The sequence below is a fragment of the Chryseobacterium sp. GM_Chr_2 genome, from assembly GCF_026540445.1.
Lineage (GTDB): Bacteria > Bacteroidota > Bacteroidia > Flavobacteriales > Weeksellaceae > Chryseobacterium.
The window spans coordinates 195,372-219,397 of the sequence record NZ_JALNUD010000007.1 but is presented as its reverse complement, the minus strand read 5'-3'; the positions used below and the strand labels follow the sequence as shown (position 1 = coordinate 219,397).

22 protein-coding genes are annotated in these 24,026 nt (G+C 35.5%); 5 read left to right on the top strand and 17 right to left on the bottom strand.

Translation table 11 applies throughout. The features are described 5' to 3' along the window. Positions 1-31 precede the first annotated feature (31 nt). Positions 32-1,228, bottom strand: coding sequence for a DUF1343 domain-containing protein (locus OXQ85_RS12860; protein WP_267405077.1), 1,197 nt, complete (start codon positions 1,226-1,228; stop codon positions 32-34). 4 nt (positions 1,229-1,232) lie between these two features. Between OXQ85_RS12860 and OXQ85_RS12855 the strand changes: the two genes are divergently transcribed. Both OXQ85_RS12855 and OXQ85_RS12850 read left to right on the top strand, forming a co-directional pair. Next, the gene (locus OXQ85_RS12855) at positions 1,233-2,462 is read left to right on the top strand and encodes an FtsX-like permease family protein (protein WP_267405076.1); all 1,230 of its coding nucleotides are present in this window, start codon (positions 1,233-1,235) and stop codon (positions 2,460-2,462) included. 375 nt (positions 2,463-2,837) lie between these two features. Continuing rightward, positions 2,838-3,821, top strand: coding sequence for a pyridoxal-phosphate dependent enzyme (locus tag OXQ85_RS12850; RefSeq protein WP_267405075.1), 984 nt, complete (start codon positions 2,838-2,840; stop codon positions 3,819-3,821). A gap of 55 nt (positions 3,822-3,876) precedes the next feature. Here OXQ85_RS12850 and OXQ85_RS12845 read toward each other — a convergent pair whose 3' ends face one another. The 3 genes from OXQ85_RS12845 to OXQ85_RS12835 form a co-directional block, all read right to left on the bottom strand. Next, positions 3,877-4,404, bottom strand: a complete 528-nt coding sequence (locus OXQ85_RS12845) for a hypothetical protein (RefSeq protein ID WP_267405074.1) — start codon at positions 4,402-4,404, stop codon at positions 3,877-3,879. Between the two features lie 190 nt (positions 4,405-4,594). Continuing rightward, the gene (locus tag OXQ85_RS12840; protein WP_267405073.1) at positions 4,595-4,897 is read right to left on the bottom strand and encodes a chaperone modulator CbpM; all 303 of its coding nucleotides are present in this window, start codon (positions 4,895-4,897) and stop codon (positions 4,595-4,597) included. Between the two features lie 3 nt (positions 4,898-4,900). Beyond that, entirely contained in the window at positions 4,901-5,821 is a 921-nt protein-coding gene (locus tag OXQ85_RS12835) for a J domain-containing protein (RefSeq protein WP_267405072.1), read from the bottom strand. A gap of 93 nt (positions 5,822-5,914) precedes the next feature. Here OXQ85_RS12835 and OXQ85_RS12830 point away from each other — a divergent pair, with 93 nt between their 5' ends. Beyond that, a complete protein-coding gene (locus OXQ85_RS12830) occupies positions 5,915-7,114 on the top strand; it encodes a dicarboxylate/amino acid:cation symporter (RefSeq protein ID WP_267405071.1) in 1,200 nt (399 codons plus the stop codon). A gap of 164 nt (positions 7,115-7,278) precedes the next feature. Here OXQ85_RS12830 and OXQ85_RS12825 read toward each other — a convergent pair whose 3' ends face one another. From OXQ85_RS12825 to OXQ85_RS12815, 3 genes are all read right to left on the bottom strand, one after another. Beyond that, positions 7,279-7,662: a DUF779 domain-containing protein gene (locus tag OXQ85_RS12825; protein ID WP_076392244.1), complete on the bottom strand. Its 384-nt coding sequence runs from the start codon at positions 7,660-7,662 to the stop codon at positions 7,279-7,281. Between the two features lie 294 nt (positions 7,663-7,956). Continuing rightward, entirely contained in the window at positions 7,957-8,991 is a 1,035-nt protein-coding gene (gene adhP, locus OXQ85_RS12820; RefSeq protein ID WP_267405070.1) for an alcohol dehydrogenase AdhP, read from the bottom strand. Positions 8,992-9,374: 383 nt separating this feature from the next. Continuing rightward, positions 9,375-10,904: an aldehyde dehydrogenase family protein gene (locus OXQ85_RS12815; RefSeq protein WP_267405069.1), complete on the bottom strand. Its 1,530-nt coding sequence runs from the start codon at positions 10,902-10,904 to the stop codon at positions 9,375-9,377. Between the two features lie 181 nt (positions 10,905-11,085). On the opposite strand from OXQ85_RS12815, the gene OXQ85_RS12810 reads away from it, so the two are divergent. Beyond that, on the top strand, positions 11,086-12,006 hold the full coding sequence (locus tag OXQ85_RS12810; protein ID WP_267405068.1) for a helix-turn-helix domain-containing protein: 921 nt from the start codon (positions 11,086-11,088) through the stop codon (positions 12,004-12,006). Between the two features lie 54 nt (positions 12,007-12,060). After that, a complete protein-coding gene (locus OXQ85_RS12805; RefSeq protein WP_267405067.1) occupies positions 12,061-13,008 on the top strand; it encodes an alpha/beta hydrolase in 948 nt (315 codons plus the stop codon). Between the two features lie 143 nt (positions 13,009-13,151). Here OXQ85_RS12805 and OXQ85_RS12800 read toward each other — a convergent pair whose 3' ends face one another. The 10 genes from OXQ85_RS12800 to OXQ85_RS12755 form a co-directional block, all read right to left on the bottom strand. Beyond that, entirely contained in the window at positions 13,152-14,480 is a 1,329-nt protein-coding gene (locus OXQ85_RS12800; RefSeq protein WP_267405066.1) for a hydroxymethylglutaryl-CoA synthase, read from the bottom strand. Between the two features lie 164 nt (positions 14,481-14,644). Then, complete coding sequence (locus OXQ85_RS12795; protein ID WP_267405065.1) at positions 14,645-15,478, bottom strand: T9SS type A sorting domain-containing protein; 834 nt, start codon at positions 15,476-15,478, stop codon at positions 14,645-14,647. Positions 15,479-15,643: 165 nt separating this feature from the next. After that, complete coding sequence (locus OXQ85_RS12790) at positions 15,644-18,157, bottom strand: M1 family metallopeptidase (RefSeq protein WP_267405064.1); 2,514 nt, start codon at positions 18,155-18,157, stop codon at positions 15,644-15,646. 25 nt (positions 18,158-18,182) lie between these two features. Next, on the bottom strand, positions 18,183-18,401 hold the full coding sequence (locus tag OXQ85_RS12785; protein WP_267405063.1) for a hypothetical protein: 219 nt from the start codon (positions 18,399-18,401) through the stop codon (positions 18,183-18,185). Positions 18,402-18,486: 85 nt separating this feature from the next. Further along, the gene (locus OXQ85_RS12780; RefSeq protein ID WP_267405062.1) at positions 18,487-19,281 is read right to left on the bottom strand and encodes a thymidylate synthase; all 795 of its coding nucleotides are present in this window, start codon (positions 19,279-19,281) and stop codon (positions 18,487-18,489) included. Positions 19,282-19,380: 99 nt separating this feature from the next. Beyond that, the gene (locus OXQ85_RS12775) at positions 19,381-20,130 is read right to left on the bottom strand and encodes a glucose 1-dehydrogenase (RefSeq protein WP_267405061.1); all 750 of its coding nucleotides are present in this window, start codon (positions 20,128-20,130) and stop codon (positions 19,381-19,383) included. A gap of 123 nt (positions 20,131-20,253) precedes the next feature. Then, complete coding sequence (locus tag OXQ85_RS12770; protein ID WP_267405060.1) at positions 20,254-20,904, bottom strand: hypothetical protein; 651 nt, start codon at positions 20,902-20,904, stop codon at positions 20,254-20,256. 10 nt (positions 20,905-20,914) lie between these two features. Then, positions 20,915-21,355, bottom strand: a complete 441-nt coding sequence (locus OXQ85_RS12765) for a hypothetical protein (RefSeq protein ID WP_267405059.1) — start codon at positions 21,353-21,355, stop codon at positions 20,915-20,917. A gap of 88 nt (positions 21,356-21,443) precedes the next feature. Next, the gene (locus tag OXQ85_RS12760) at positions 21,444-22,793 is read right to left on the bottom strand and encodes an alpha-amylase family glycosyl hydrolase (protein ID WP_267405058.1); all 1,350 of its coding nucleotides are present in this window, start codon (positions 22,791-22,793) and stop codon (positions 21,444-21,446) included. Between the two features lie 342 nt (positions 22,794-23,135). Continuing rightward, on the bottom strand, positions 23,136-23,849 hold the full coding sequence (locus OXQ85_RS12755; protein ID WP_267405057.1) for a 3-ketoacyl-ACP reductase: 714 nt from the start codon (positions 23,847-23,849) through the stop codon (positions 23,136-23,138). Between the last annotated feature and the right edge of the window lie 177 nt (positions 23,850-24,026).

The following is a 24,026-nucleotide window of genomic DNA, read 5'->3' as shown; positions in this document are numbered from 1 at the left end:
GCAAAATTGACAATTGACCATTCACTTTTCTCTATTTTTCGTACACAATATATTTACTTCTGATTTTTTCAAATTTGTCTAAATCAGATTTCCAGGAAGATTTAATTTCCTGAAAAGATTTTCTGGCAACGATTTGTTTTCTCAACTCATCACTTCCCGCCAAGGTATCAAAAAATAAATTTTTTAAGAAAAAATCCTGCTGCGGATTTTTATAGTTTTTATAGGCTTTAATTACCCACTCCAGATTCAATTCTCTCAAATCTTTTTTATAATCAGAAAGATTTTCACCATAACATAATTTACCATTTAAAAATGGATCTTTGGCTCCAAAATTAGGCTTCGGAGTAAATTGATAAGGTAAATTTACCGTCCAAGGCGAACCGTAAATCTGGAAAGGCAAATCCGTTCCTCTTCCAACAGAAACCTGCGTTCCTTCAAAAAAACATAAACTTGGATATAGATTGATCGATTTATCATTCGGTAAATTCGGCGAAGGTTTATCTAAAATAGCATAACGCTGATTTTTGTGATAATTTTTCATCGGAATTAAAGTGTATTTTGTCTGAACTTTATTTTTCAGCCACTTTTCTCCGTTCACCATTTTTCCGTATTCTCCAATTGTCAATCCGTACACAACAGGAACTTCGTGCATTCCGACAAAGCTTGTCCATTTTTTCTTTAAAACAGGTCCGTCAATATAGCCGTCATGCGGGTTTGGTCTGTCTAAAACCATCACTTCAACATTATTTTCAGCTCCTGCTTCCATCAAATACGTTAATGTCGAAATATAAGTATAAAAGCGAACTCCAACATCCTGAATATCAAAAACTACAATATCAATTCCTTTCAACTGTTCAGGTTTTGGTTTTTTATTTGATCCGTAAAGAGAAACAATAGGAATTCCCGTTTTCACATCTACTCCATTCTTCACTTTTTCACCAGCATCAGCATCACCACGGAAACCATGTTCAGGCGCAAAGATAGATTTGATTTTAATCCCGTTTTTCACCAGAAAATCCACCACGTGGGTTCTGTCGCTCATTAATCCAGTTTGATTGGTGACAACACCGATTGTTTTCCCTTTAAGCAAAGGCAAATACACCTCAGGTTGATCGGCTCCCGTTTTAAATCCGGCTTTATCTTGAGTCTGAGAATAATATTGATTGAATACTCCTAAAAAAATTAGGCAAATAAGAAGTAAATTTTTAATTTTGAAATCTAAATTCATAAGCTTGAAATTTCCTTTATATTTCTCTAGAAAAATAGCGTTTTCCAAAGATAACAAAAATAACCTTTCGAGGGTGATCATCTTCATTGGCCGACTTTCAGTGGCTTTGGGAATCATTGTTTCTCTAATTACGGTGGCCACAGGTTTCGGTTCCAAGAAGGCCATTAAAGAGAGACTGGCAGATTTCAGTGGGCATATTACAGTACGCTCTACCCGATCAAATTCGTCTTACAATACCTCGGTTCTTGATAATCAGGGATTGAATATTCCTAAAATTAAAGAGCTTTCTGATGTTGAAAGCGTTCAGAAATATGCGACCGTTACAGGAATTATGCGTAATGAACATAACTTTTCAGGAATTATTTTTAAAGGAATAGGAAAAGATTTCGACAGCTTACGATTTAAAAAATTTCTAGTTTCAGGAAATACGCCTGTTGTTTCTGAAAAAGGATATAACAACGGCGTTACGATTTCTCAGAAAATAGCGAATGATCTACATTTAAAAGTAAAAGACAGCATTGTCACAGTTTTTTCAAAAGCTGATCAGAAGCCTATTTACAGAAAATTTGAAGTGTTAGGAATTTATAAAACCGACATTAAAATGATCGATGAGCAATTCGTGATTGGCGATATTAATCATGTAAGAAAAATCCAGGATATGAAGCCTGATGAGGTGGGCGGAATTGATATTTTTCTTAAAAATGTAAATGATATCGATAAAGATTTTCCTGATATCGAAAAACTGATCGGTTATAAGAATTATGCTGAAAAGGCAACTGAAAAGTTTCCTCAAATCACCGACTGGATCAGTATTTTTGATACGAATATCGCGTTGATTATCATTATTATGCTAATTGTTGTGGTCATCAATATTATCATGGTACTTTTGATTCTGATTATTGAAAGAACGAATTCTATTGGTTTATTAAAAACATTGGGCGCCAGCAATTCTCAGATCAGAGCAACTTTTATCAATTATACGCTTATCATTATGGTTCCCGGACTTTTATACGGAAATGCGATTGGTCTTGGATTAATCCTTATTCAGAAGTTTTTTGGTGTTATTAAATTAAATCCAGAAAACTATTACGTAAGTACGGTTCCTGTAGATTTAAATCCTGTTGCGATTATTTCGATCTCTGCTGGAATTTTGATCATTTCCGGACTGGCTTTGATTATTCCGAGCTATCTGATCAGTAAAATTTCTCCGGTGAAAGCGATTAAATATAATTAAAAGTCAATGGTGAGTGGTGAATTTGCTTCGCTTGTGAATTTTTTACCAAACAATATTTTCTTGTCATTATATTTTCATGAGATTACTTCATTCTCGATTCGGAATGACAAATTCTTATTTAGTAACCCAAATTCCTAGCCCCGATTGCAGTGAAAATCCCGCAATGGAGCGGCGGAGCGAAGCGGAGCCGCGCAATGAGGAATTGCAACGAAAAGCGGGAAATTGCTTCTAAAAAACTTAATTCTCAATTATGAATTTGTTAATTATTTTGTCTTTTTTCTGATACAACCTTAACATATCTTAACCGAATTTATCAGAACCCAATTGAGCTAACTCATTTGAAAACTGTATCTTTGTGAGGCTTATAAAACATTTATGAAATACGCAAAAAATATTCTTGAAACGATAGGAAATACACCATTGGTACAACTTAATAAAGTGTTGGGAGAGGATTTCCCGGCATTGGTTTTAGCAAAAGTGGAAACGTTTAATCCCGGAAATTCTGTGAAAGACAGAATGGCTCTGAAAATGATTGAAGATGCCGAAAAAGACGGAAGATTGAAGCCCGGTGGAACGATCATCGAGGGAACTTCCGGAAATACGGGAATGGGATTGGCGCTTGCTGCCATCATTAAAGGTTACAAATGTATTTTCGTAACCAATTCTAAACAATCAAAAGAAAAATGTGATATCCTTCGTGCCGTTGGAGCTGAGGTAATCGTTTGTCCGACAGACGTTAAACCTACAGATCCTCGTTCTTATTATTCTGTATCCAAAAGATTAGCGAGAGAAACGGAAAACGGATGGTACGTCAATCAATACGATAATTTGTCGAACAGAGCGGCTCATTATGAATCTACCGCTCCTGAAATCTGGGAACAAACGGAAGGAAAGCTTACGCATTTCGTTGTTGGAGCCGGAACGGGAGGTACTATTACAGGTTGCGGAACATTCTTCAAAGAGAAAAATGCTGATATTAAAGTAATCGGTGTTGATACATATGGTTCTATTTTAAAGGAAATTCACGAAACCGGCGAAATTAATTTAGGAAATGCTTACACCTACATTACAGAAGGTATTGGTGAAGATATTCTTCCTGAAAACTACGATATGTCTGTAATCGATCATTTCGAAAAAGTGACAGATAAAGACGGTGCTGTTTATGCTAGAAAGCTAGCAAAAGAGGAAGGAATTTTCTGTGGATATTCTGCTGGAAGTGCGATGGCTGCTTTAGTTCAGATGAAAGATCAGTTCACGAAAGATGATGTAATTGTGGTTTTACTACACGACCACGGTTCAAGATACGTTGGGAAAATCTACAACGATGAATGGATGAAGGAAATGGGTTGGCTAGACTAATCAGCTGTTTCTATAAAAATAAAACTCAGAGTGTTTTGCTCTGAGTTTTTTTATGCTATTCTGTAATATTTTTCTTCAAAACCTGCTTCAATAAGCTGTAATCTTTCTCACTCATCGATTTTCTCGGAAACATATAACTGTATTTTCCTTCAACGGTAATAAATTCGTTATTGCTGTCGAAATAATTAAAATCTTTCCATTCACTGGTTTCTTTTTCATTATCGATATTTACGGTGAAAAAATTATCATCGAATCTGATTTCGTAGACTTTGCAGTTTTCTAGTTTATTTAAATAATTCGTAACCTGTTTTTTCCATCTCGAAACTTTATTAATGCTTACCGAAAGGAAAACCGCACAAAGCAGAAACAGAAAACTTACAAAATATAAAATTCCGAATTTCTCCTTCGAAAAATCATCTTTGAAGAAAAACATAATCAGCAAAATCAGTCCGACAACAATTGTTGTAATCATTTTTCCTCTCGTCGTTGATGAAAAAAATAAACTTCCCTGATTTCCGCTAAAATAAATGTCTTCGAAATCTTTTCTTTTAGGTTTTAAAACAATCACCTTTTCTTCACTCATAATTATTAATTTCTGTCTGCAAAGCTAAATTAAAAATTTAGAATTTACATTTATATTCGGGAGAATTACGTACTACTTGAATCTCAATTTTTCCTTTGGGAATTTAAAAACTATATCATCTATCGGATTAGCATCCGATTCTGATATAAGTCGTCCTTTCAGGACTCCTCCGCCCATTAACTCTAAACCATCAACCATCAACAAAATTATCACCGATTGCCGAAAGCTTATTCATCAGTTCACGGTTTCTTTGTCGAAGATCATCCATTTTTTTCAACATTTCATGAATCACTTCCAATCCGGGAAGATTGATTTCCAAATCATAATGCCAATTTGCAAACCGTTCAAAATTGGGCAAATCTTCATACATCAGATAACGGATTTCATTTTCTGTCTGAATGGTAATTAACCCAGAATTCACCAGTTCATCAAAAAAAGTGATTTCGATATTGTATATTTTTACGAGTTCTTCTCGCGATATTCTTTCACTCATGGCTTAGGAATTTTTAAGTTGTTCAAAAAGTTCTTTCTGATTTTCAGTGAGATTCGTTGGTAATTTCACTTCATACGTCACAAACAAATCACCAAATTCACCCTCTTTTTTATATATAGGGAAACCTTTTCCTTTCAGTCGTACTGTATTTCCGTTTTGGGTTTCGGGTTTTACTTTCAGATTTACACTACCATCCAGGGTATTTACTTTTACATCTCCGCCTAATACCGCAGTGTATAAATCAATGGACACTTTTGTTTTCAAATCATTTCCCACTCTTTCAAAATTCGGATCAACTGCAATATTAAAAGTGATGTATAAATCTCCGTTCGGACCTCCATTTACACCAGGATTTCCATGACCTTTCAATTTGATTTGCTGTCCGTCATACACTCCTGCGGGAATCGTAATTCTAACCTTTTTACCATTGATTTCAAAAGTCTGGGGATGCGTTGTTGCGGCATCCTTTAAACTTAAATTCAATTCCGCATTGACATCTTGACCTTTAAATTTTCCCGAAGCACTTCCCCGCGAACTCCTTCCGAAGCCACTCCCTGCTCCACCGAACATACTTTGGAAAAAATCTGAAAAATCTTCTCCTTCCCCAAAATCAGCGCCAGAAAATCCGCCTCCGTAATTTCCACCCTGACTTTGTTGATATTGTCTTTGCTGCTGCTGAGCTTTTTCGTATTCTTCGCCACGCTTCCAGTTTTCGCCGTATTTATCGTATTTTGAACGATTTTCTGCGTTACTGAGTACTTCATTGGCTTCATTAAGCTCTTTGAATTTCCTTTCCGCTTCCTTATCATCGGGATTAAGGTCGGGATGCAATTTTCTTGCTAATTTTCGATATGCTTTTTTGATATCTTCCTGTGTTGCGCTTTTGTCTACGCCTAAAATTTTATAGTAATCTATATAAGCCATAGAGACGATGTTTACTCAAATTTAAGGATTTTATGAATAAAATTAATGTAACGTAATGTTAAAAATAAAGCTATCTTTGATTAAAAAGCACGCATGAAAGAAGTCTTAAAAAACTACTCAGGAATATTACTTTTATTATTAGGAATCACTGTTGGAAGCATCATTGGAATTGTTGCACCAAATCTTGTAGATTTCTTAAAACCTTTAGGAGATATTTTCCTGAATTTACTTTTCGTAAGCGTTGTTCCGTTGGTATTTTTCGCGGTTTCCAACTCTATTGCTTCACTGGAGCAACAATCGAAGTTTGGAAAAATCATGCTCACCATGGCTTTTACCTTTCTGTTTTTTATTGTCACCGCTGCAGTTTTTACCATTTTTGCAGTGTATTTATTTCCTGTTTCAGGTATTTCTGGGAGTAAGGAAATCGTTGATGCAACTACTGATAATGACAGTTGGGGCAACAGAATCGTAGGATTTTTTACCGTTGGAGAATTTACTCAGCTTTTCTCAAGACAAAATATGCTTGCTCTGTTAATTTTTTCTTTTATGACAGGATTTTCAGCCAGAAAAGCAGGAGAAAACGGACAGGCTTTCAGATCGTTTATTGCTTCAGGATATGAAGTGATGAAGGAATTACTTTTAATGATTATGAAAGTAGCGCCTATTGGTTTAGGTGCTTATTTTGCGTATCAGGTAGCTACTTTGGGACCTCAGCTTTTCGGATTTTATGCTAAACCTTTAGGACTTTATTATATTGCGGGAATTATCTATTTCTTAGTATTTTTTTCATTGTACGCTTTTATGGCAAAAGGCTCACACGGAGTTAAAAGCTTTTGGAAAAATGCTATCTTTCCTACGCTGACGGCATTGAGTACCTGCAGCAGTTTTGCGACCATGCCCGCCAATTTACAGGCTGCTTCAAAAATTAGGATTCCCAGTCAGATCTCGAATATTGTGATTCCGATTGGAACGACTTTGCATAAAAATGGTTCGTCGATGTCTTCCATTATTAAAATATATGTTGCTTTTTTAATTATCGGAAGAGATTTTTTTGATCCTATGAACTTACTATTGGCACTAGGAATTACCGTTTTCGTCAGCATCGTTGCAGGTGGAATTCCAAATGGCGGATATATTGGGGAAATGTTGATGATTTCGGTTTATAAATTGCCACAGGAAGCCATTCCTGCCGTGATGATTATAGGAACCTTAGTAGATCCTTTGGCAACGGTTTTAAATGCTGTTGGGCAATTGATAGCTTCGATGTTTGTGAGTCGGTTTGTGAAGGTTTAATTTGCTTAAACACAAATTGTACAAATATTTTTCACTAATGATTTTTATAACGCAAACATCTGCGTCATCTGCTAAATCTGCGTAAGATTTTCGCCGTCGATTTTCCGAATTAATATTTTTATCTCGCAGATTTTGCTGATTGAGCAGATTTCTTTTACTATCAATTATTCGCTACGTTTTACAGGTTCTAAATTTTCAAGCTCTTCGGGCGTAAAAAGTCTATAAATGACTTTAAATGTTTTTCCTAATGGCGTTTCCAAAGAAAATCCACCCGGTCCAAAACCGTCTACAACATCCAATGTAAAGTGTGAATATTTCCAGTATTCGAAAAGATCGCGGTCTATCCAAAATTCGTGATTGTTGATGGTACCGATCATCGCATCATTCATTCTTGGGTAGAATCCACCTTTTTCGAAACATTGAGGCTGCGTTCCTTCACAGCAACCTCCCGCTTGATAGAACATGAGATCTCCATATTTTTTTTCTAACTCCCAAATAACTTCTAAGGCTTTTTCGGTAGCTGAGAGTCTTGCTATTTTGGTTTGCATAATTACTTCTTTTTTATTAGTGTTCTTTTGTCTTGAAACAAAAGAACCAAAAATTCAAGACTTGGAAACTCCGGCTAAAAATTTAAATTTAATCCTAAAATTTCCAAAACTGCGCGAATTGAATATTTGTTCTTTGATTCAATATTTCTGTCGCGCTTTGAACAGTGGAAATTTTTTAACGGATTAAGTTTAAATTTTCTTAACGCCTTCATTTCCTAGGTCGTTTTTCCTTTTATAAAGTTAAAAAAGTTCGGCGAAATAAATCTCGCCGAACCTCATAACATTCAATATAATTTAATTTGATCCGGCAATATCCAGAACAATTCTACCGTCAATCTGTCCTGCTTTCATTTTATCGAAAACATCGTTAATATCTTCTAATTTAGCTGAGGTTACTGTTGCTTTCACCAAACCTTCATTCGCAAAATCCAATGCTTCCTGAAGATCTTTTCGGGTTCCAACAATAGAACCTCTTACCGTAATTCTTTTCAGGACTGTTTCAAAAATCGGAAGTTCGAATGATCCCGGCGGAAGTCCGTTTAATGCAATGGTTCCTTTTCTCCTTAACACATCAATTCCCTGTTTGAAGGCAATTGGAGAAACTGCTGTGATTAGGGCGCCGTGCATTCCGCCAACTTCTTTATGCAGATACTCCCCAGGGTCTGTGTTTTTTGCATTGACTACCAAATCCGCTCCTAATTTTTTTGCTAAATCTAACTTATCATCTGCTACATCAATTGCAGCAACATGCATTCCCATTGCTTTTGCATATTGAACAGCAACGTGACCTAATCCACCGATTCCTGAAATGGCAACCCATTCTCCAGGTTTTGTTTCAGTTTCTTTTAGTCCTTTGTAAACCGTTACTCCAGCGCAAAGAATTGGGGCAATTTCTAAAAAATTGACATCCGATTTTAAATGTCCTACATATCTTGAATCTGCGATCACATATTCTGCGAAACCGCCATCTACACTGTATCCACCATTCTTTTGAGCTTCACAAAGCGTTTCCCAACCTGTGATACAATAATCGCAGCATCCGCAGGCAGAATATAACCACGGAACTCCCACCGCATCGCCTTCTTTCACCTGAGCTTCTGGACCGCAGGCTACTACAATTCCTACCCCTTCATGTCCGGGAATTAAAGGCATTTTGGGTTTTGCAGGCCAGTCGCCGTCAACAGCATGTAAATCTGTGTGACAAACTCCACAGGCAATTACTTTTACCAATACTTCATATCTTCCAGGTACTTTTACAGGAACTTCTTCTATTTTTAAAGGTTGTCCGTAGCCTTGAACGACTGCGGCTTTCATTGTTTTTGGAATCATATTTTGATTTTTTTGAGTTAGTTTTTAGTTTTGGTTTTATATCTTTTGAATAGTTTTTTAACGCAAAGGACACAAAGACTTTTTTTGCCTGTTAGACTTCACATTTTTAAGTTCGCAAAGGCGTTTCACTTAGCTAAGACGACAAAGATTTTTCCTACGTTTTTTTAGCCTTGTCACGGCTTATAAAGGCGTATCATTCCCTACTTACCCGAAAAATTTCGGATAAGGGCGACTTTTGTTTGCGTGAGGGATAGGAAGGGTCTCGTTTGAAAAACGAGAGTGTGGAGCGAAGCGGAGCACCGAAACGAAGTGGAGCCCTGGATAGCCCGACCGTTTTTCCCCGTTGCCGAGACGGGGAAAACGGGCACGCCCTAATATTTAAATTAAAAGAAACCTAGTTTGTTTTTGTTGTATGAAATCAACATATTTTTAGTCTGACGGTAGTGATCCAGCATCATCTTGTGGTTTTCACGACCGATTCCCGACTGTTTGTACCCTCCAAAAGGTGCTCCTGCAGGGTAAGAATGGTACTGGTTGACCCAAACTCTTCCCGCCTGAATGTGACGAGGAATATTGTATAACTGATGTGCATCTCTCGTCCAAACACCTGCTCCCAAACCGTAAATTGTATCGTTTGCGATTTTTAAAGCCTCTTCTTCATCTTTAAATGTGGTAAATGCCAACACAGGTCCGAAAATCTCTTCTTGGAAAATTCTCATTCGGTTGTTTCCTTTGAAAATGGTTGGCTGAATATAATATCCGTTTTCCAGACCTTCTCCAACATTGTTAACATCTCCTCCTACAAGCACTTCTGCGCCTTCTTCTTTCCCTAATTTGATGTAAGAAAGAATTTTATCTTTTTGAATCTGAGATGCCTGAGCTCCCATCATCACCGTTTTATCTAAAGGATTTCCTACTTTAATGGCTTTTACTCTCTCTACCACTTTGGCAATAAATGCATCTGCAATGTCCTCCTGAACCAATAATCTTGACGGACAGGTACAGATTTCACCCTGATTTAAAGCGAAAAGTACTGCGCCTTCAATAGCTTTGTCCAAAAACTCGTCATCTGCATCCATTACTGAACTGAAGAAAACGTTTGGAGATTTTCCTCCCAATTCTAATGTTACCGGAATAATATTTTCTGTCGCGTACTGCATCACCAAACGACCTGTTGCAGTAGAACCGGTGAATGCCGCCTTATTAACTTTCGGATTGGTAACCAACGCTCTTCCTAATTCTGCCCCGAAACCGTTAACAATATTCACAACTCCCGGAGGAAGTAAATCACCAATTAATTCCATTAAAACCATGATGGAAATCGGAGTGCTTTCTGCCGGCTTTAAAACGACGCAGTTTCCTGCAGCCAAAGCCGGAGCCAGTTTCCAAACTGCCATTAAGATTGGGAAATTCCAAGGAATAATCTGAGCGATAACACCTAGCGGTTCGTGAACGATAAGCGAAACGGTATCTTTATCTAGTTCATTGTGTGAACCTTCTTCAGATCTGATGACCGAAGCAAAATATCTGAAATGATCGACAGCCAAAGGAATATCTGCTGCTAATGTTTCTCTTACCGCTTTTCCGTTATCAATAGTTTCAACTGTTGCTATGTACTCTAAATTCTGCTCGATTCTGTCGGCAATTTTATTTAAAATAATACTTCTTTCCGTTGCTGAAGTATCTTTCCAGGTTTGGAATGCTTTTTCAGCTGCATTTACTGCCAATTCCAAATCTTCTTTTGATGAGTGAGCTGCCTGCGTAAAATTTCTTCCGTCCACAGGCGAAACTACATCGAAATATTGCCCGTTTACCGGGGCTGTAAATTGTCCGTTAATATAATTATCATATCTGTTTTTGAATTCAGGCCACTTTAAAGTAGTCGCTGATTCTTGTTCTGTAAGTGTGCTCATATACGTATGTTTTAATTTTTTATCTGTTACCAAATTACACTTACCTGTGATATTAGAATAGCAAAATCGTACAAAAAAATATCAAAATAGTACATATCCGGAATTTTATAATTTCATTAACAAAATACTAAGCGCAGAAATTTCTATATTTGAGTAGAGACGTAATCATAAATGTTTAGAAATGAATGATAATAAGATTTTATTGAATACACCTGAATTAAAGCGGGAAAACCAGCTCATTCATTTGGTTGAAAATCAGACGAAATTCAATCTGAATAATTGTGAATTCAGCATTTATGAGACGCATAAGGCTGCTTTTGATGTAAAACTGCATTTTGAAACGATTGCATTTACCGCAATGCTTCGTGGTAAAAAATACATGAAACTGGATAAAACCAACTATTTCGACTATTTTCCGGGAGAAAGTGTACTAGTTTCACCTGGAGAAACGATGATTATTGATTTTCCTGAAGCAGATGAAACCCCGTCTCAATGTATTTCTTTAAGTCTGAATCCCGAATTTATTGAAGATTCTTTAAATCATTTAAATTACAATCTTCCAAAAATCGACGAAACTTCACATTGGAATATCGATCTTGATGAATATTTTCTTTTTAACAATCAATCTTTAGCTTCCGCCACCAACAATATTATGCGAATTGCCATGGATGATAATTCTCAAAAAGATATTATGGCAGATTTTGCATTGAAGGAACTTTTAATTCGATTGATGCAAACTCAGGCACGAAGTATGGTAGAGAAAAATATTGTAAAAAATAAATCACGAATCGGATTTGTGGTAGATTATATTAAGAAAAATCTTCATCAGAAACTATCAATCGAAAGTATTGCTAAGTTGGCATATGTAAGCAAGTCAAACTTCTTTAAAATGTTCAAAGATGAGCTGGGAACGTCACCCAATGAATTCATTTTACAGGAAAGAATCAATCGTGCAAAGGAATTACTGGCAAGTCAGAATAGCATTAAAGAAACTGCTTACCAGACAGGATTTTCTGATGTAAATTATTTTACGAGAGTGTTTAAACAGTTTGCAGGTGTTACTCCGAAAAGTTATCAGAATAAAGCTATTTCTATTAAATAAAACGTTCAAAATTCCAGCATTGTTTTTGCAGAATAATACATCATTAAAAACAATATGATGAAACTATTTATTATTCTTACTTTTTCATTTTTCTTTGCATCAAATTTTGTGGATGCACAAACTACCAATAAGAATTTCATTTTATCAAAAGATGCAGAACAAATTGATCTTTGGCGAGGAAATATGCCTGATAAAGGCGGCTCAAAAAATGGAGAAATTATTAATGATAAAGGTTCCGTAACGAATGTTTCAACACCAAGATTGATTGTTCACCAACCTAAAAATCCTAACGGAACCGCTATTTTAGTCATTAGTGGTGGTGGATATGCTCATATTGAACTCGGTAAAGAAAGTAACCCTACCGCAAATTGGCTGCAATCGGAAGGTATTACCGCATTTGAACTGATTTACCGTTTACCACAAGAAGGCTGGAAAACCAACAATGTTCCTTTTGAAGACGCACAGCGAGCCATGAGATTGATTCGAAGTATGGCAAATAAATATGGATTTGATCAAAATAAAGTTGGTATTCTAGGATTTTCTGCCGGAGGACATTTAGCAGGAATCACCTCTACTTTATTCGATAAAAAATTCTACAAACCTATGGATGCTATTGATTCTTTATCATCAAAACCGAATTTTGTTGGGCTGATTTATCCCGTTATTTCAATGCTTCCGCCAAATAATAAAACGCATTCTTACAAAAGTATTTTAGGAAACAATCCCACAACGGTGCAACAAACAAATTTTTCTGTGGAAAAACAGGTTACTACAGATACAGCTCCAACTTTTCTAGCTCAAGCTTTTGATGATCCTATTTCGCCCGTGGACAATAGTTTTTTGATGGAAGATGCTTTAAGAAAAGCTAAAGTTCCTGTTGAAATGCATATTTTTCAAAACGGAGGCCATGGCTGGGGGTTAGGAAAACAAGGAAGTCCTGTTTCTTCTTGGCCGAATTTATTTAAAAACTGGGCTCAAAGTAATGGATTCTGGAAAAAATAAAACAAAAAACCGAAACTATATTTAGCTTCGGTTTATATTTTAGAGATTACTTACATTTTATTTGAAATTGAAATATTTGAGATTTTTCGACTTCACTTCGTTTCGCTCAAAATGACAACTTCGTAAATTTTAAGTAGTAAATCTTAACCTTTAAAATCGTAATATCTTGCTCCTTTCAAAACAGGATTTTCTAATTCTACAGATGCCAATCCGAAACCTGTATAATTTTCATTAACAGAAGTTTCCAGTTGTTTTCTGTGCAGTTTTTCATAGGTTTCAAAATTGATAGCCGTTCTGTTTTTTAAGCCTTCAAAAAGATCCCATTTTGCCACCACATTTTTCCAGTTATCTGAAACTTTTCCCGCAAAAACTTTAGACTTAGAACCACTTCCATAGCCTAAAAATCCAATTTCCTGACCTGCTAATTCTTCGTTGTCATTAAAAGAAGTCTGCAATGCAGAAAGCAAAGCCATAAAAATAGAAGCCGTGTACATATTTCCGATTTCTGAAGAAGCTCGTTGAGATTTTTCAATTTTATCATTAATAAACTGAATATAATCCTCTGATTTTGCCACTGCTTTTTGCTCTTCAGGAGTTTCGTAAGATAAGCCGTTTTCTAAACTGTAAATTTCTGTGAAAACTCTTTTTCCGTGGAAAGCATAAGGAAGATGGAAAATAAGATACTTCCAAGCTTCATAAGGTTTATTTTTTCCCGCAATTTCTTTGTAATGAGTATAAGCTTCGCGAATTCTATCCTGATAACATTGATTAGAATATTGCCCGTTAAAAACAGGTTCGTCTGTAAAAACTTCAATTTTTTCAGGGAAGTTTTCAGGAGCGTTCGTTAAATCTTCTTTTTTGAAATGACGTCTTGGCTTGAAAAAATCAAAAACACTTTCTGTAGCAACACCCCAATTGTTATCAATCTCAATAAGATCTGGTTTTGAAGACACCAAAACTGCCACTGCACCACCACCTTGAGTATATTCTCCTGAAGACGCCAGCTCATATTTAGCATAATCACTCGCAATGACGATCGCCTTTTTATCAGGATTTACCCTTACAAAATCCAAAGAATTGTGAAGCGCATCTACCGCGCCAATACAAGCGAAAGTAAGATCTACCACGTCGCAGTTCTTGAAAGCTCTTTCACCAAATTCTGCTTCCAACACCTTTTCAACCATTTGCATCACGTAAGAAGCCGTTGGTTTTGCAGCATCTAAAGCACTTTCAGTTCCCAGATAAATTCTTGATATTTCTTTTGGATTAATATTATAATCTCTGATTAGCTTCAACAAAGCTTCCGCTGCAAATGTAGCTGCATCTTCATGCACATCGGGAAATCCCATTTTATGTAATCCTAATCCTTTTTCCAGTTTTGCAGGTTCTATTCCTCTTTTTTCTGCTAAATCTTTTATTTCCAAATATAAAGTAGGCACAAAGTAGCTTGCTGCCTCTATTCCGAACGCCATATAGTTAATTTTTATACGAATTTAAAAAATGTAAACGTTTAATCATGTATGTTTATTACCAAATTTTTAGAAATTTAGTCTTAATTCTATTTAATCAAAAAAATTTTATTATTAAAACCTTTTTATTTAAATTATTAACAATCTAAGGGGCAAAGATGTATTTTTTAATCTTTAATGATTTTAAAATTTTCTGTTTCTTCTTCTATTTTAGCAGAGATGATATACAGTCCGCTTTTCAAAGCCGAAACATCAATACTCCCACTGAGAGAATTACTCTTTTGCTCTTTCACTTTTATTCCATTCAAATCATAAATAAAAATTTCATCAATCTTTTCCCTACCTGTATAATTTAGTTCATTTTTAACCGGATTTGGATAGAAATTAATCTTTGATTTTGAATGATTTGTAATTTCGCTTGTACTTAAAACATCGTTGCTAATCGTAACTTGATCAACCAATGTAGAATATCCCTGACTATTTTCACATTCAATGGCAACCTGATAAATATTAGGCGGCATTCCGATATTGGCGAAAAAATACCATGAACTGAACGGTGGCTGGAACCCCATCAACAAAGTCCAAGAATCTGTAGCAGACATTCTGTAGTAAATCCTTACCCAATTGGCATTTCCATTCAATTGTGGATTAACGAGATAAAAACTAAGCTTTGGAGAAGTGAGTGAGGCGGTGTTAAAAGGTGGACTTACCAATTTTGTTTTGTCGGAACTGGAAGAATTGGCCGGGAAATTAGCGAATTTTGTTCCGGAAAAAGCGGTAATTCCTGTGCTTCCCGTTGTGGCAGAGGATGCGAAAGTCCAATCTACTGAGTTGGCTTCATGAATTTGTGTCCAGCTGGACCTTGTGGGAGAATCGTCTTCAAAAGTTTCCGTCCAAGGAAAATTGAAAATCTGAGCGTCTAAAACGAAAGGTGAAAAAGCTAATACTGCAGGTAAAAAAAGCCGTTTACCCAAATTCATCGCAAATAAATTTGTTTTCATAGTTATTAAATAATATTAATTCTATAACAAATTTATAATTATTAAATTAAATACGTAATATTTTTTTAAATAAATTAAACATAATTTAATAAACATCGTTTAACCATAAAAAAATAACCACTATCAGAAATAGTGGTTATCATATTTTTATGTATTGCTTTAAAACTATTTAAAATCTGCAATCGCTTTATTAATTGCATCAATTTGCTTATTAATGCTAGCTGCATTTTGAGGATTTTGTTTTAAAAGTTCCATTTTTTTATTCAAACCGTCTTTTAAAATCTGGCTTATCATTATTTTAACCTGCGGATTATCACCCATCTGGCCTTTAGACTGAACCAAAATTTTTGTAATCGCTTCAGTCGCTTTTAAATTATCAGAAGACATAATCCAGTTGTATCCTTCTTCAGAAGCTTTTCCTAATTCCGGGTTTTGGAATTTGATAAAAGGATAAAATGCCGCAAACTGAGCGATATTCGCCATCTGTGAAGTCACTTTATTTTTAACGACAATCGGCAACATTTTTTCAATTAAAGCATCTGAAGCTCCTTCCAGATCCATTTTATCGCCTAAAGTTGCTGCCTTTGAAGGATCAATTGCTAAGATAGCTCCGACAGAATTTCCTTTTACCGCATTTGAAACTGCGTTTACTCCTTTTTCAAAAAGCGGAATGTATTTTTTATCTTTTGTCTTCGCCAAAGCAGCAATAGCCGCCGCCTGAGCTAAGGTTTTAGGATCATTGGAAGCAATTTTTTCCACCTCTGAACCTAATGCTTTGAACTGTTCAGGATTTGATAAATCCATTAATTCCAATGCTTTAATTCTCACTCTGAAATAAGGATCTTTTAATGCCGCAGCCAATAATTTTGTCGCAGCCGGACTTTTTCCAACCTGATCTTTAATTCCGTTCAATGCATTATATCTGCTTTTAAATTCCTTAGAACCTGTAAACTGCATTAAATATTGCTCAGGAGTTTTTGTATTTGTAACTTCTGCAACCAATACTCCGTCTGCATTAATATTCACCAAATCTGCATTTTTAGAAACATCAAAATTGAAGGTATTCGCGCTTTCTGCTTTTACCCATACATTATATCTTTTAGGTTTACCATTATCGTAAACATCGATTGCCAAAGGAAATTCGAATGGCAGTTCCTGACTTTGATTAATCGTAACTGCGATTTGTTTTTTCACCGGCTCAAAAGTATAAGAATAAGTAATCTTTGGATTTCCGCTTCCGAAATACCATTGATTAAAAAACCAATTCAGGTCTTTTCCTGAAACTTTCTCGAAAGATAATCTTAACTGATGTGCTTCTGCATTCTGGAACTCATTGGTCTTTAAATAATCCTGCATTCCGGCAAAGAAGGCATCATCACCCAAGTAATTTCTCAACATATGAAGAATTCCTCCACCTTTTTGGTACGTTACTAAATCAAAAACATCTTCACGGGAATCGTATCCAAATCTCACCAAATTTTTCTTGAAATCCGACGGATTATGAAGATACATATTCACATCGGTCATCTGATGATAATCTGCCTGATCTTTTCCGTATTTATATTCGTTCCAAAGGTATTCTGAATAGTTGGCAAAAGATTCGTTTACCGTCAGATTGCTCCAGCTTTCTGCCGTTACCAAATCCCCAAACCAATGGTGGAATAATTCGTGAGCAATAGTATCTTCCCACTTATTTTCATCGATCAATTGTCCAGGTTTCTGTAAAATATCGCTTCCGTGAAGCGTTGCCGTGGTATTTTCCATTGCGCCACTTACATAGTCTCTTCCGGAAATCTGTGCATATTTAGCCCAAGGATAATCGTAGCCCATTTTTTTAGAGAAAAACTCGATCATTTCGGGAGTATTTCCGTAGATCTGTTTTGCATAAGGCTCATATTCTTTCTCGATATAATAATCCACCGGAATATTTCTCCATTTATCTTTTACGATGGCATATTCTCCAACACCCATAAAGAAAAGGTAGGTTGAATGTCTTTTATCCATTACCCAATGATCGGTTCTCAATCCGTTCGATTCTTTTTGAGAATCTTTCATAATACCATTCGAAAGAGTAACGTATTTATCAGGAACCGTCATGTAGATTTCCTGAGTCGTCTTTTGATTTGGCTTGTCGATCGTTGGAAACCATGCAGAAGAAGATTCTGTTTCTCCCTGTGTCCAGATCTGAGTTGGCATATCCGGATCTTTTCCCTGAGCATTAATGAAATACAAACCTTTAGCATCATTAATAGCGGCACTTCCCTGCTGTTTCACCTCGTTCGGACGGGAAGTATATTTGATATAAACCGTATAATCCTGATTTTTCTGATAGGTCTTATCTAAAGTAATTTTTAAAACATCATCCTTATAATCGTATTTCAAAGGAGATTTTTTACCATTGCTATCCAAAGCAACCTCGTGAATCAGCATTCCCTTTGCATCCAGCGTTAATTCATTGGTTGGATAAAAATAAGGTGAAGCCGTTAACCATTCTTCCCCATTCATTTGTTCCTTCTGATAATCGAAATTTACTTTCAGCTTGGTATGCTTCAGTTCCGTTACTTTTGTGTGTGTGGCTCTGTATACCTTTTCTCTGCCTGAAGTTTCGGTTTGTGCCGAGATCGTTGCAGAAAAGAAAATTCCGCCCAAAATAGCAATCGATAAAATGGCTTTTTTCATATTTATTTATTAAATATATTTAGAATTATTTTTTTGTTAAGATATCAAAAATATCGTTTACCAACGTTTCATAGTCTCCTTTTTTGAACTGTTCTTTCGTTTTAGCAAATGCTTTTTTCAATTCGCTTTCAGGATTTTCTTCGTCGATAATTTCTATGGAATCAATACCTTTTATCTGAAGTAATATTTCCTTTAGTTTATCAGCATCAATATTTTCTTCGATAGTAATTTTAAGTGATTTCATAATAAATAAGTAGGGTTTATGACTTGAAAGTTACAAAAAAAGTGAAGTTTTTAGGCTTCACTTTATATTTTTTAATTCAAAATTATTAGATCGCAACAGGTGCTTTAATTCCCGGATGCGGATTATAATTTTCCAGCGTAAAATCTTCAAAATTGAAATCAAAAATATTTTTAACTTCTGGATTCAGTTTCATTGCCGGAAGAGGTCGAGTTTCTCTTAACAATTGTCTATTTACCTGTTCAAAATGGTTGTTGTAAATATGAACATCGCCAAAACTATGAACATAATCTCCCACTTCCAAATCACAAACCTGAGCTACCATCATCAATAACAACGCATAGCTTGCAATGTTAAACGGAACGCCCAAGAAAACATCTGCACTTCTTTGATATAATTGAAGCGACAATTTTCCATCCGCAACATAAAACTGAAATAAAGCATGACAAGGCGCTAATGCCATATTCGGAATTTCAGCAACATTCCATGCAGAAACGATCAATCTTCGAGAATCCGGATTTTTTTTAATTTGATCGATAACATCTGTGATCTGGTCTACAATTTTCCCGTCTGCTCCGTTCCAACTTCTCCATTGAGCTCCATAAACAGGTCCTAAATCTCCATTTTCATCTGCCCATTCGTCCCAAATTGAAACACCGTTATCTTTTAAATATTTAATATTGGTATCTCCTTTCAGAAACCAAAGTAATTCATAAATAATAGATTTCAAATGCACTTTTTTAGTCGTCACCAAAGGGAAACCTTTCGACAGATCATATCTCAGCTGGTATCCGAAAACACTTCTTGTTCCCGTTCCCGTTCTATCCGTTTTATCTGTTCCGTTATCTAAAATATGTTGTAAAAGGTCTAAGTAATTTTGCATTTTGAAAAGCGATTTTTGTAGGTTCAAATTTAAAGATTCTAAATCAAAAAAGCATCCATTTTCATGAATGCTTTTAATATTATAAAATTATAATTTCTATTAAACTGCCGTATAGCCACCGTCTACAAGGTAATAACCGCCTGTCATGAAAGAAGATTTTTCAGAACTTAAAAATAATACCAACTCTGCTACTTCTTCAGATTTTCCTAATCTTCCGATTGGGTGTTTTGCAATCAGCGCTTCCTTCATATCTCCACTTGCGCTTTCCAATAGCGGAGTATCAATATAACCCGGACCAACGGCATTACAACGAATACCTTTTTGACCGTATTCTGCGCCAATATTTTTAGTAAGTCCTACCACCGCGTGTTTTGCAGTGGTGTAGGCAGAAGACATAGGTGCGGCCACTGTTCCGTGGATGGAAGCAATATTTACAATTACTCCACCATCGTTTTGCTCCATTTGCTCGATGGCATATTTACAACCATAGAAAACTCCATCTAAATTTACACTCAATACTTTTCTCCAACTGTCGAGACTATAATCTCCCGTAAGAACTGCTTCGCCACCAATTCCTGCATTATTACAGATAATATCTAATTTGCCATAAATTTTTGCCGTTTCTTTTACCAAATTTTCCACTTCAGTCGGGCTTGAAGTATCTGCTTTTATAAAAGAAGCTTCCCCTCCATTTGCTTTGATTTGGTCTACAGCCTGATTTCCATGTTCTTCATTAATGTCTGAAACAACCACTTTTGCGCCTTCTTTAGCGTAACTTACAGCAACAGCTAAACCAATCCCAGAACCTCCTCCTGTAACGATAGCTACTTTATTATCTAAAATTCCCATATTGATAAAATTTTATAAGATTTATTATTAAATATTTACCTCTAATTTACGAATTTAAAGCGTCATTGTTTCTATATAAAGCAATAAATTTTTCTTAAATTATAGACTTGAAATGTTAAATAATTAAAGTAACGAAACGCTCACTTCCTTAGAGTTTCCTTCAACAGATTTTAATCTGCCAAATTTCTCTTTTTCAATAATATGATCGTTCCAATAATCTAATTTTACAGATCCAAATTTTACTAATTTTTTAAACTTACTACGATCAATTATATCTTTTAAACCATAATCTATTGAAATATTTCCAATCGATTTTAATTTACCAAATCGGCTGTTATCAATAATATCTTTCGGGTAATAATCGATTGTGATATTTGCGATTGACCTCACTTTTCCCGCCTTTTCCGGATCAAAATGTACGGAATCCCAGTAATCAACTTTCAAATCTCCAATACTCTTAATCTTACCATATTTTGGATCATCTGCTCTGAGAGCATCCCAATAATCAACTTTTACACCGCCAAGACTTTTTATTTTACCTGCTCTGTGTTTATTAAAAACATCCTGATCATAATAATCTGTGGTACCATTAGAATTATCAGAATAAAATCTCTGTACTTCGCCTTCCCCGCTTAAAACAACGGTTACATTATTTATCGTTAAATCTACCGTTTCGATAGTATATGTGGAATTGGAAATAACAGCTTTAATCTGAGCATTCAGAAGAAAGTTGAACAATATAAAGCCTATTAAAAGTAGTTTTCTAATTTTCATGAAAAGAGTTTTACCAAATATTCTCAATTTTTTGAGGAACATTATTAATGGTAAATGTTTCTCCCATTTTCTTGCCAAACATCGCTTTCACCAAAGGAGATTCTGCAGAAACTGTCATTATTTTTTTGCCTTCCACAATAATTTCACCCAAAGAAGCAGAAATATAAAATAAACCTTTATCGGTTTTCACCAAAGCTCCATTCTGAACTTTCAGACAAGCTTCTGATGTCATTTTCTGAACTACATTTTGTTGATTTAACGTTTCATTCAGTTGCCTTTGAAGATTATTGATTTCCTGCTGAAGCATTTCGCGACCGGTTTCATATTTATCCCCCATCGAACTTTTTGTATCATTATTGGAAGCTCTCGTTTCAGCAATAAGATTTTCGAAATTCTGAATTTTATCTGATATTTTTGATTTTATGATATTTAATATGTCTTCTTTATTCATTTCTGTTTGCTTTGTTTTAAATGTAAAAGCGGACAAAAGTCCGCTTTCAAATTGATATTTTATAAAAATAAAAAATTTTTGTCAATATTTATTTTTCAAAAACGGCATAATCGCCAGGTTTGAAATTAAAATCTTTACCGTTATCAAAATTTCTGTTTACCTTTTCAAATACATTTCTGAAAGTTCCTGAAACATTTTCGTCTTCAATTTTGAAATTGATAGGTTCTTTCGACATATTTAAAACTACCAACACCTCATCTTTACCATTTTTTCTGAGATAGGCTAAAATTTTATCATTCGCGGAAGTGTTTAACAAATATGTTCCGACATTGTTATCTCCACCTCTCAATGCAGGATTGGAGGCTTTCAAATTTAATAATGTTCTATAAAAATCTGCATTTTGATAGGTATTCGTCCATTTGATAACATCTTTTTCGAAAAATTCCAGACGTTTCATGTTTGGTAATTCCTGCCCGGAATACAATAACGGAACTCCATTCCATGTTGCAGAAAAAACAGCCATTGGCTTTGTGGTCACTCCATATTTTTCATATTCGGTTCCGTTCCAAGAATTTTCGTCGTGGTTGGAAGTAAACCAAGCTCTCATTGAGCTGTCGCCAATGTTCGAATATTGTATCAATAAGTCTTTTAACCCTTGAAGCGGTTTATTTTTTTTGTAATAATCTGCCGACTTGTGCATCCATTTCCAGGAATAACTTGCATCGAAAACTTTTCCGTATTCCGGGCTTTCAATTTCATCAAATTCGCCTAACCAAAAAAGAGGCTTTATTTTTTCAACTTCCGGACGAGCCTGTTCCCAAAAATCAACTTCAACCCACGAAGCCAAGTCACAACGGAAACCATCGATATTGGTTTCTTTTACCCAGTATTTCATGGCATCGATCATGGCAAGACGCATTTCCTGATTTTTGTAATCCAGTTCGATAATATCATCCATTCCTGAAGCTTTATGGAAACTTCCATCGGCATCTTTTAGGTAAAATTCTGGATGTGTTTTTGTCCAGATATGATCCCAGCCTGTATGATTCGCCACCCAGTCGATGATAACTTTGAATCCCAATCTGTGGGCTTCGTTCACCATGTGTTTGAAATCGTCTAAAGTTCCGAATTCCGGGTTGATGGAGGTATAATCTGCCGCGGCGTAAGGGCTTCCCATGCTACCTTTTTTATTTTCCTGAGCAATCGGCGTGATCGGCATAAACCAAAGGGTTTTTACGCCCATTGATTTCAGTCTTGGCATCTCTTTTTCAAATGCTCTGAAGGTTCCTTCCTGTGTATATTGTCTTACGTTTACTTCGTAAATATTTGTGTTGTGTTTCCAGTCTTTAGGTAAATCCGTCATGTTTTTTCTTGCGTTTTGTGTGGTACAGGAAACAATTCCCAGACCAATTACAGCTAATAAAATTAATTTTTTCATTAATTCATTTTTAACAAAAATAGGGATTGTGATTGAAAGAAGTGAATCTCTTACACCTGAATTTTGAATTTCTAGCATAAGTTTTTTTGTTGAACTAAAATTTTATGATTATTTCCAAAAATGAAAAAACGGCTACTTCCCTAGCCCAGATTAAGCGGCATGTTTGAGCTCTTTTTTGCTTCAGTTTCGGCGCGGCAGCTTCGCTGCCGCGCCGAAACTGAAGCAAAAAAAGCGAGTAGCGAAAGCTGGAAATAGCTCCTAAAAAAAATCATAAAAATAAAAGCGAACCAAAGTCCGCTTTATATATTTAAACTAATTTCTACAATCTAGTTTTTGCTTGAATTAAGGGTTTGTAGAAAAAATAGAACCATTGGCAATTAAAGCTCTTCTGTTCATTTTCAAAATATCTCTTACCCATTCTGCAAAATCTTCAGGTTGAAGAACTTTATCAGGATTTCCATCTGTTAAACCTCCTTGAATCGACATATCCGAAGCAATGGTGCTTGGCGTTAACGTAATTACTCTAATATTTTGTTTTCTCCATTCTGCCATCATAGACTGAGATAAAGAAACGACTGCTGCTTTTGACGCTGCATACGCAGACATATTCGGTCCGCCTTTCAAACCTGCTGTAGAAGACACGTTTACAATATCACCTTCACCTTTTGCTTTCATGAAAGGATGAACGGCTTTAGCTGCATAATATACTCCAAAAAGATTAGTTTTAATTACCTGCTCCCAAGTTTCAGAAGGCATATCTTCGATAGAACCGAAATCACCGATTCCTGCATTATTGATTAAAATATCTACACCTCCCAACGTTTCTGCCAATGCGTTGATACCAGCCGTTACCTGAATTTCGTTATCCATAGAAAAAACTGCATAAGCTGCATTTACACCCAATTTCTGGATTTCATCAACCGTCATTTTAAGGTTTTCCTCGTTTCTTCCAGTAATGCCAATATTTACTCCTTCATTTGCCAATGCTAAAGCAACTGCTTTACCAAGCCCTCTTCCACCACCTGTAATGATGGCATTTTTTCCGTTTATATTCATATTGATAGTATTTTATTCGTGGTTCAAATTTACGAAAGGGATTTTAAAGCAACGAAAACGGATAAATGAAAAAGCCTATAATCATTATTAAATTTAATTTTAAATCAAAAAATGCTTCGACTTTGCTCAGCATGACATTGTTAATAATAAATCATATTCAAAATAATAAAAACCGAC

Excerpts from the sequence above, each read along its gene's own strand:
- OXQ85_RS12860 (WP_267405077.1), bottom strand. The coding sequence starts at position 1,228 with ATGAATTTAGATTTCAAAATTAAAAATTTACTTCTTATTTGCCTAATT.
- OXQ85_RS12850 (WP_267405075.1), top strand. The coding sequence starts at position 2,838 with ATGAAATACGCAAAAAATATTCTTGAAACGATAGGAAATACACCATTG.
- OXQ85_RS12845 (WP_267405074.1), bottom strand. The coding sequence starts at position 4,404 with ATGAGTGAAGAAAAGGTGATTGTTTTAAAACCTAAAAGAAAAGATTTC.
- OXQ85_RS12840 (WP_267405073.1), bottom strand. The coding sequence starts at position 4,897 with ATGAGTGAAAGAATATCGCGAGAAGAACTCGTAAAAATATACAATATC.
- OXQ85_RS12835 (WP_267405072.1), bottom strand. The coding sequence starts at position 5,821 with ATGGCTTATATAGATTACTATAAAATTTTAGGCGTAGACAAAAGCGCA.
- OXQ85_RS12830 (WP_267405071.1), top strand. The coding sequence starts at position 5,915 with ATGAAAGAAGTCTTAAAAAACTACTCAGGAATATTACTTTTATTATTA.
- OXQ85_RS12825 (WP_076392244.1), bottom strand. The coding sequence starts at position 7,662 with ATGCAAACCAAAATAGCAAGACTCTCAGCTACCGAAAAAGCCTTAGAA.
- adhP (WP_267405070.1), bottom strand. The coding sequence starts at position 8,991 with ATGATTCCAAAAACAATGAAAGCCGCAGTCGTTCAAGGCTACGGACAA.
- OXQ85_RS12815 (WP_267405069.1), bottom strand. The coding sequence starts at position 10,904 with ATGAGCACACTTACAGAACAAGAATCAGCGACTACTTTAAAGTGGCCT.
- OXQ85_RS12810 (WP_267405068.1), top strand. The coding sequence starts at position 11,086 with ATGAATGATAATAAGATTTTATTGAATACACCTGAATTAAAGCGGGAA.
- OXQ85_RS12805 (WP_267405067.1), top strand. The coding sequence starts at position 12,061 with ATGATGAAACTATTTATTATTCTTACTTTTTCATTTTTCTTTGCATCA.
- OXQ85_RS12800 (WP_267405066.1), bottom strand. The coding sequence starts at position 14,480 with ATGGCGTTCGGAATAGAGGCAGCAAGCTACTTTGTGCCTACTTTATAT.
- OXQ85_RS12795 (WP_267405065.1), bottom strand. The coding sequence starts at position 15,478 with ATGAAAACAAATTTATTTGCGATGAATTTGGGTAAACGGCTTTTTTTA.
- OXQ85_RS12790 (WP_267405064.1), bottom strand. The coding sequence starts at position 18,157 with ATGAAAAAAGCCATTTTATCGATTGCTATTTTGGGCGGAATTTTCTTT.
- OXQ85_RS12785 (WP_267405063.1), bottom strand. The coding sequence starts at position 18,401 with ATGAAATCACTTAAAATTACTATCGAAGAAAATATTGATGCTGATAAA.
- OXQ85_RS12780 (WP_267405062.1), bottom strand. The coding sequence starts at position 19,281 with ATGCAAAATTACTTAGACCTTTTACAACATATTTTAGATAACGGAACA.
- OXQ85_RS12775 (WP_267405061.1), bottom strand. The coding sequence starts at position 20,130 with ATGGGAATTTTAGATAATAAAGTAGCTATCGTTACAGGAGGAGGTTCT.
- OXQ85_RS12770 (WP_267405060.1), bottom strand. The coding sequence starts at position 20,904 with ATGAAAATTAGAAAACTACTTTTAATAGGCTTTATATTGTTCAACTTT.
- OXQ85_RS12765 (WP_267405059.1), bottom strand. The coding sequence starts at position 21,355 with ATGAATAAAGAAGACATATTAAATATCATAAAATCAAAAATATCAGAT.
- OXQ85_RS12760 (WP_267405058.1), bottom strand. The coding sequence starts at position 22,793 with ATGAAAAAATTAATTTTATTAGCTGTAATTGGTCTGGGAATTGTTTCC.
- OXQ85_RS12755 (WP_267405057.1), bottom strand. The coding sequence starts at position 23,849 with ATGAATATAAACGGAAAAAATGCCATCATTACAGGTGGTGGAAGAGGG.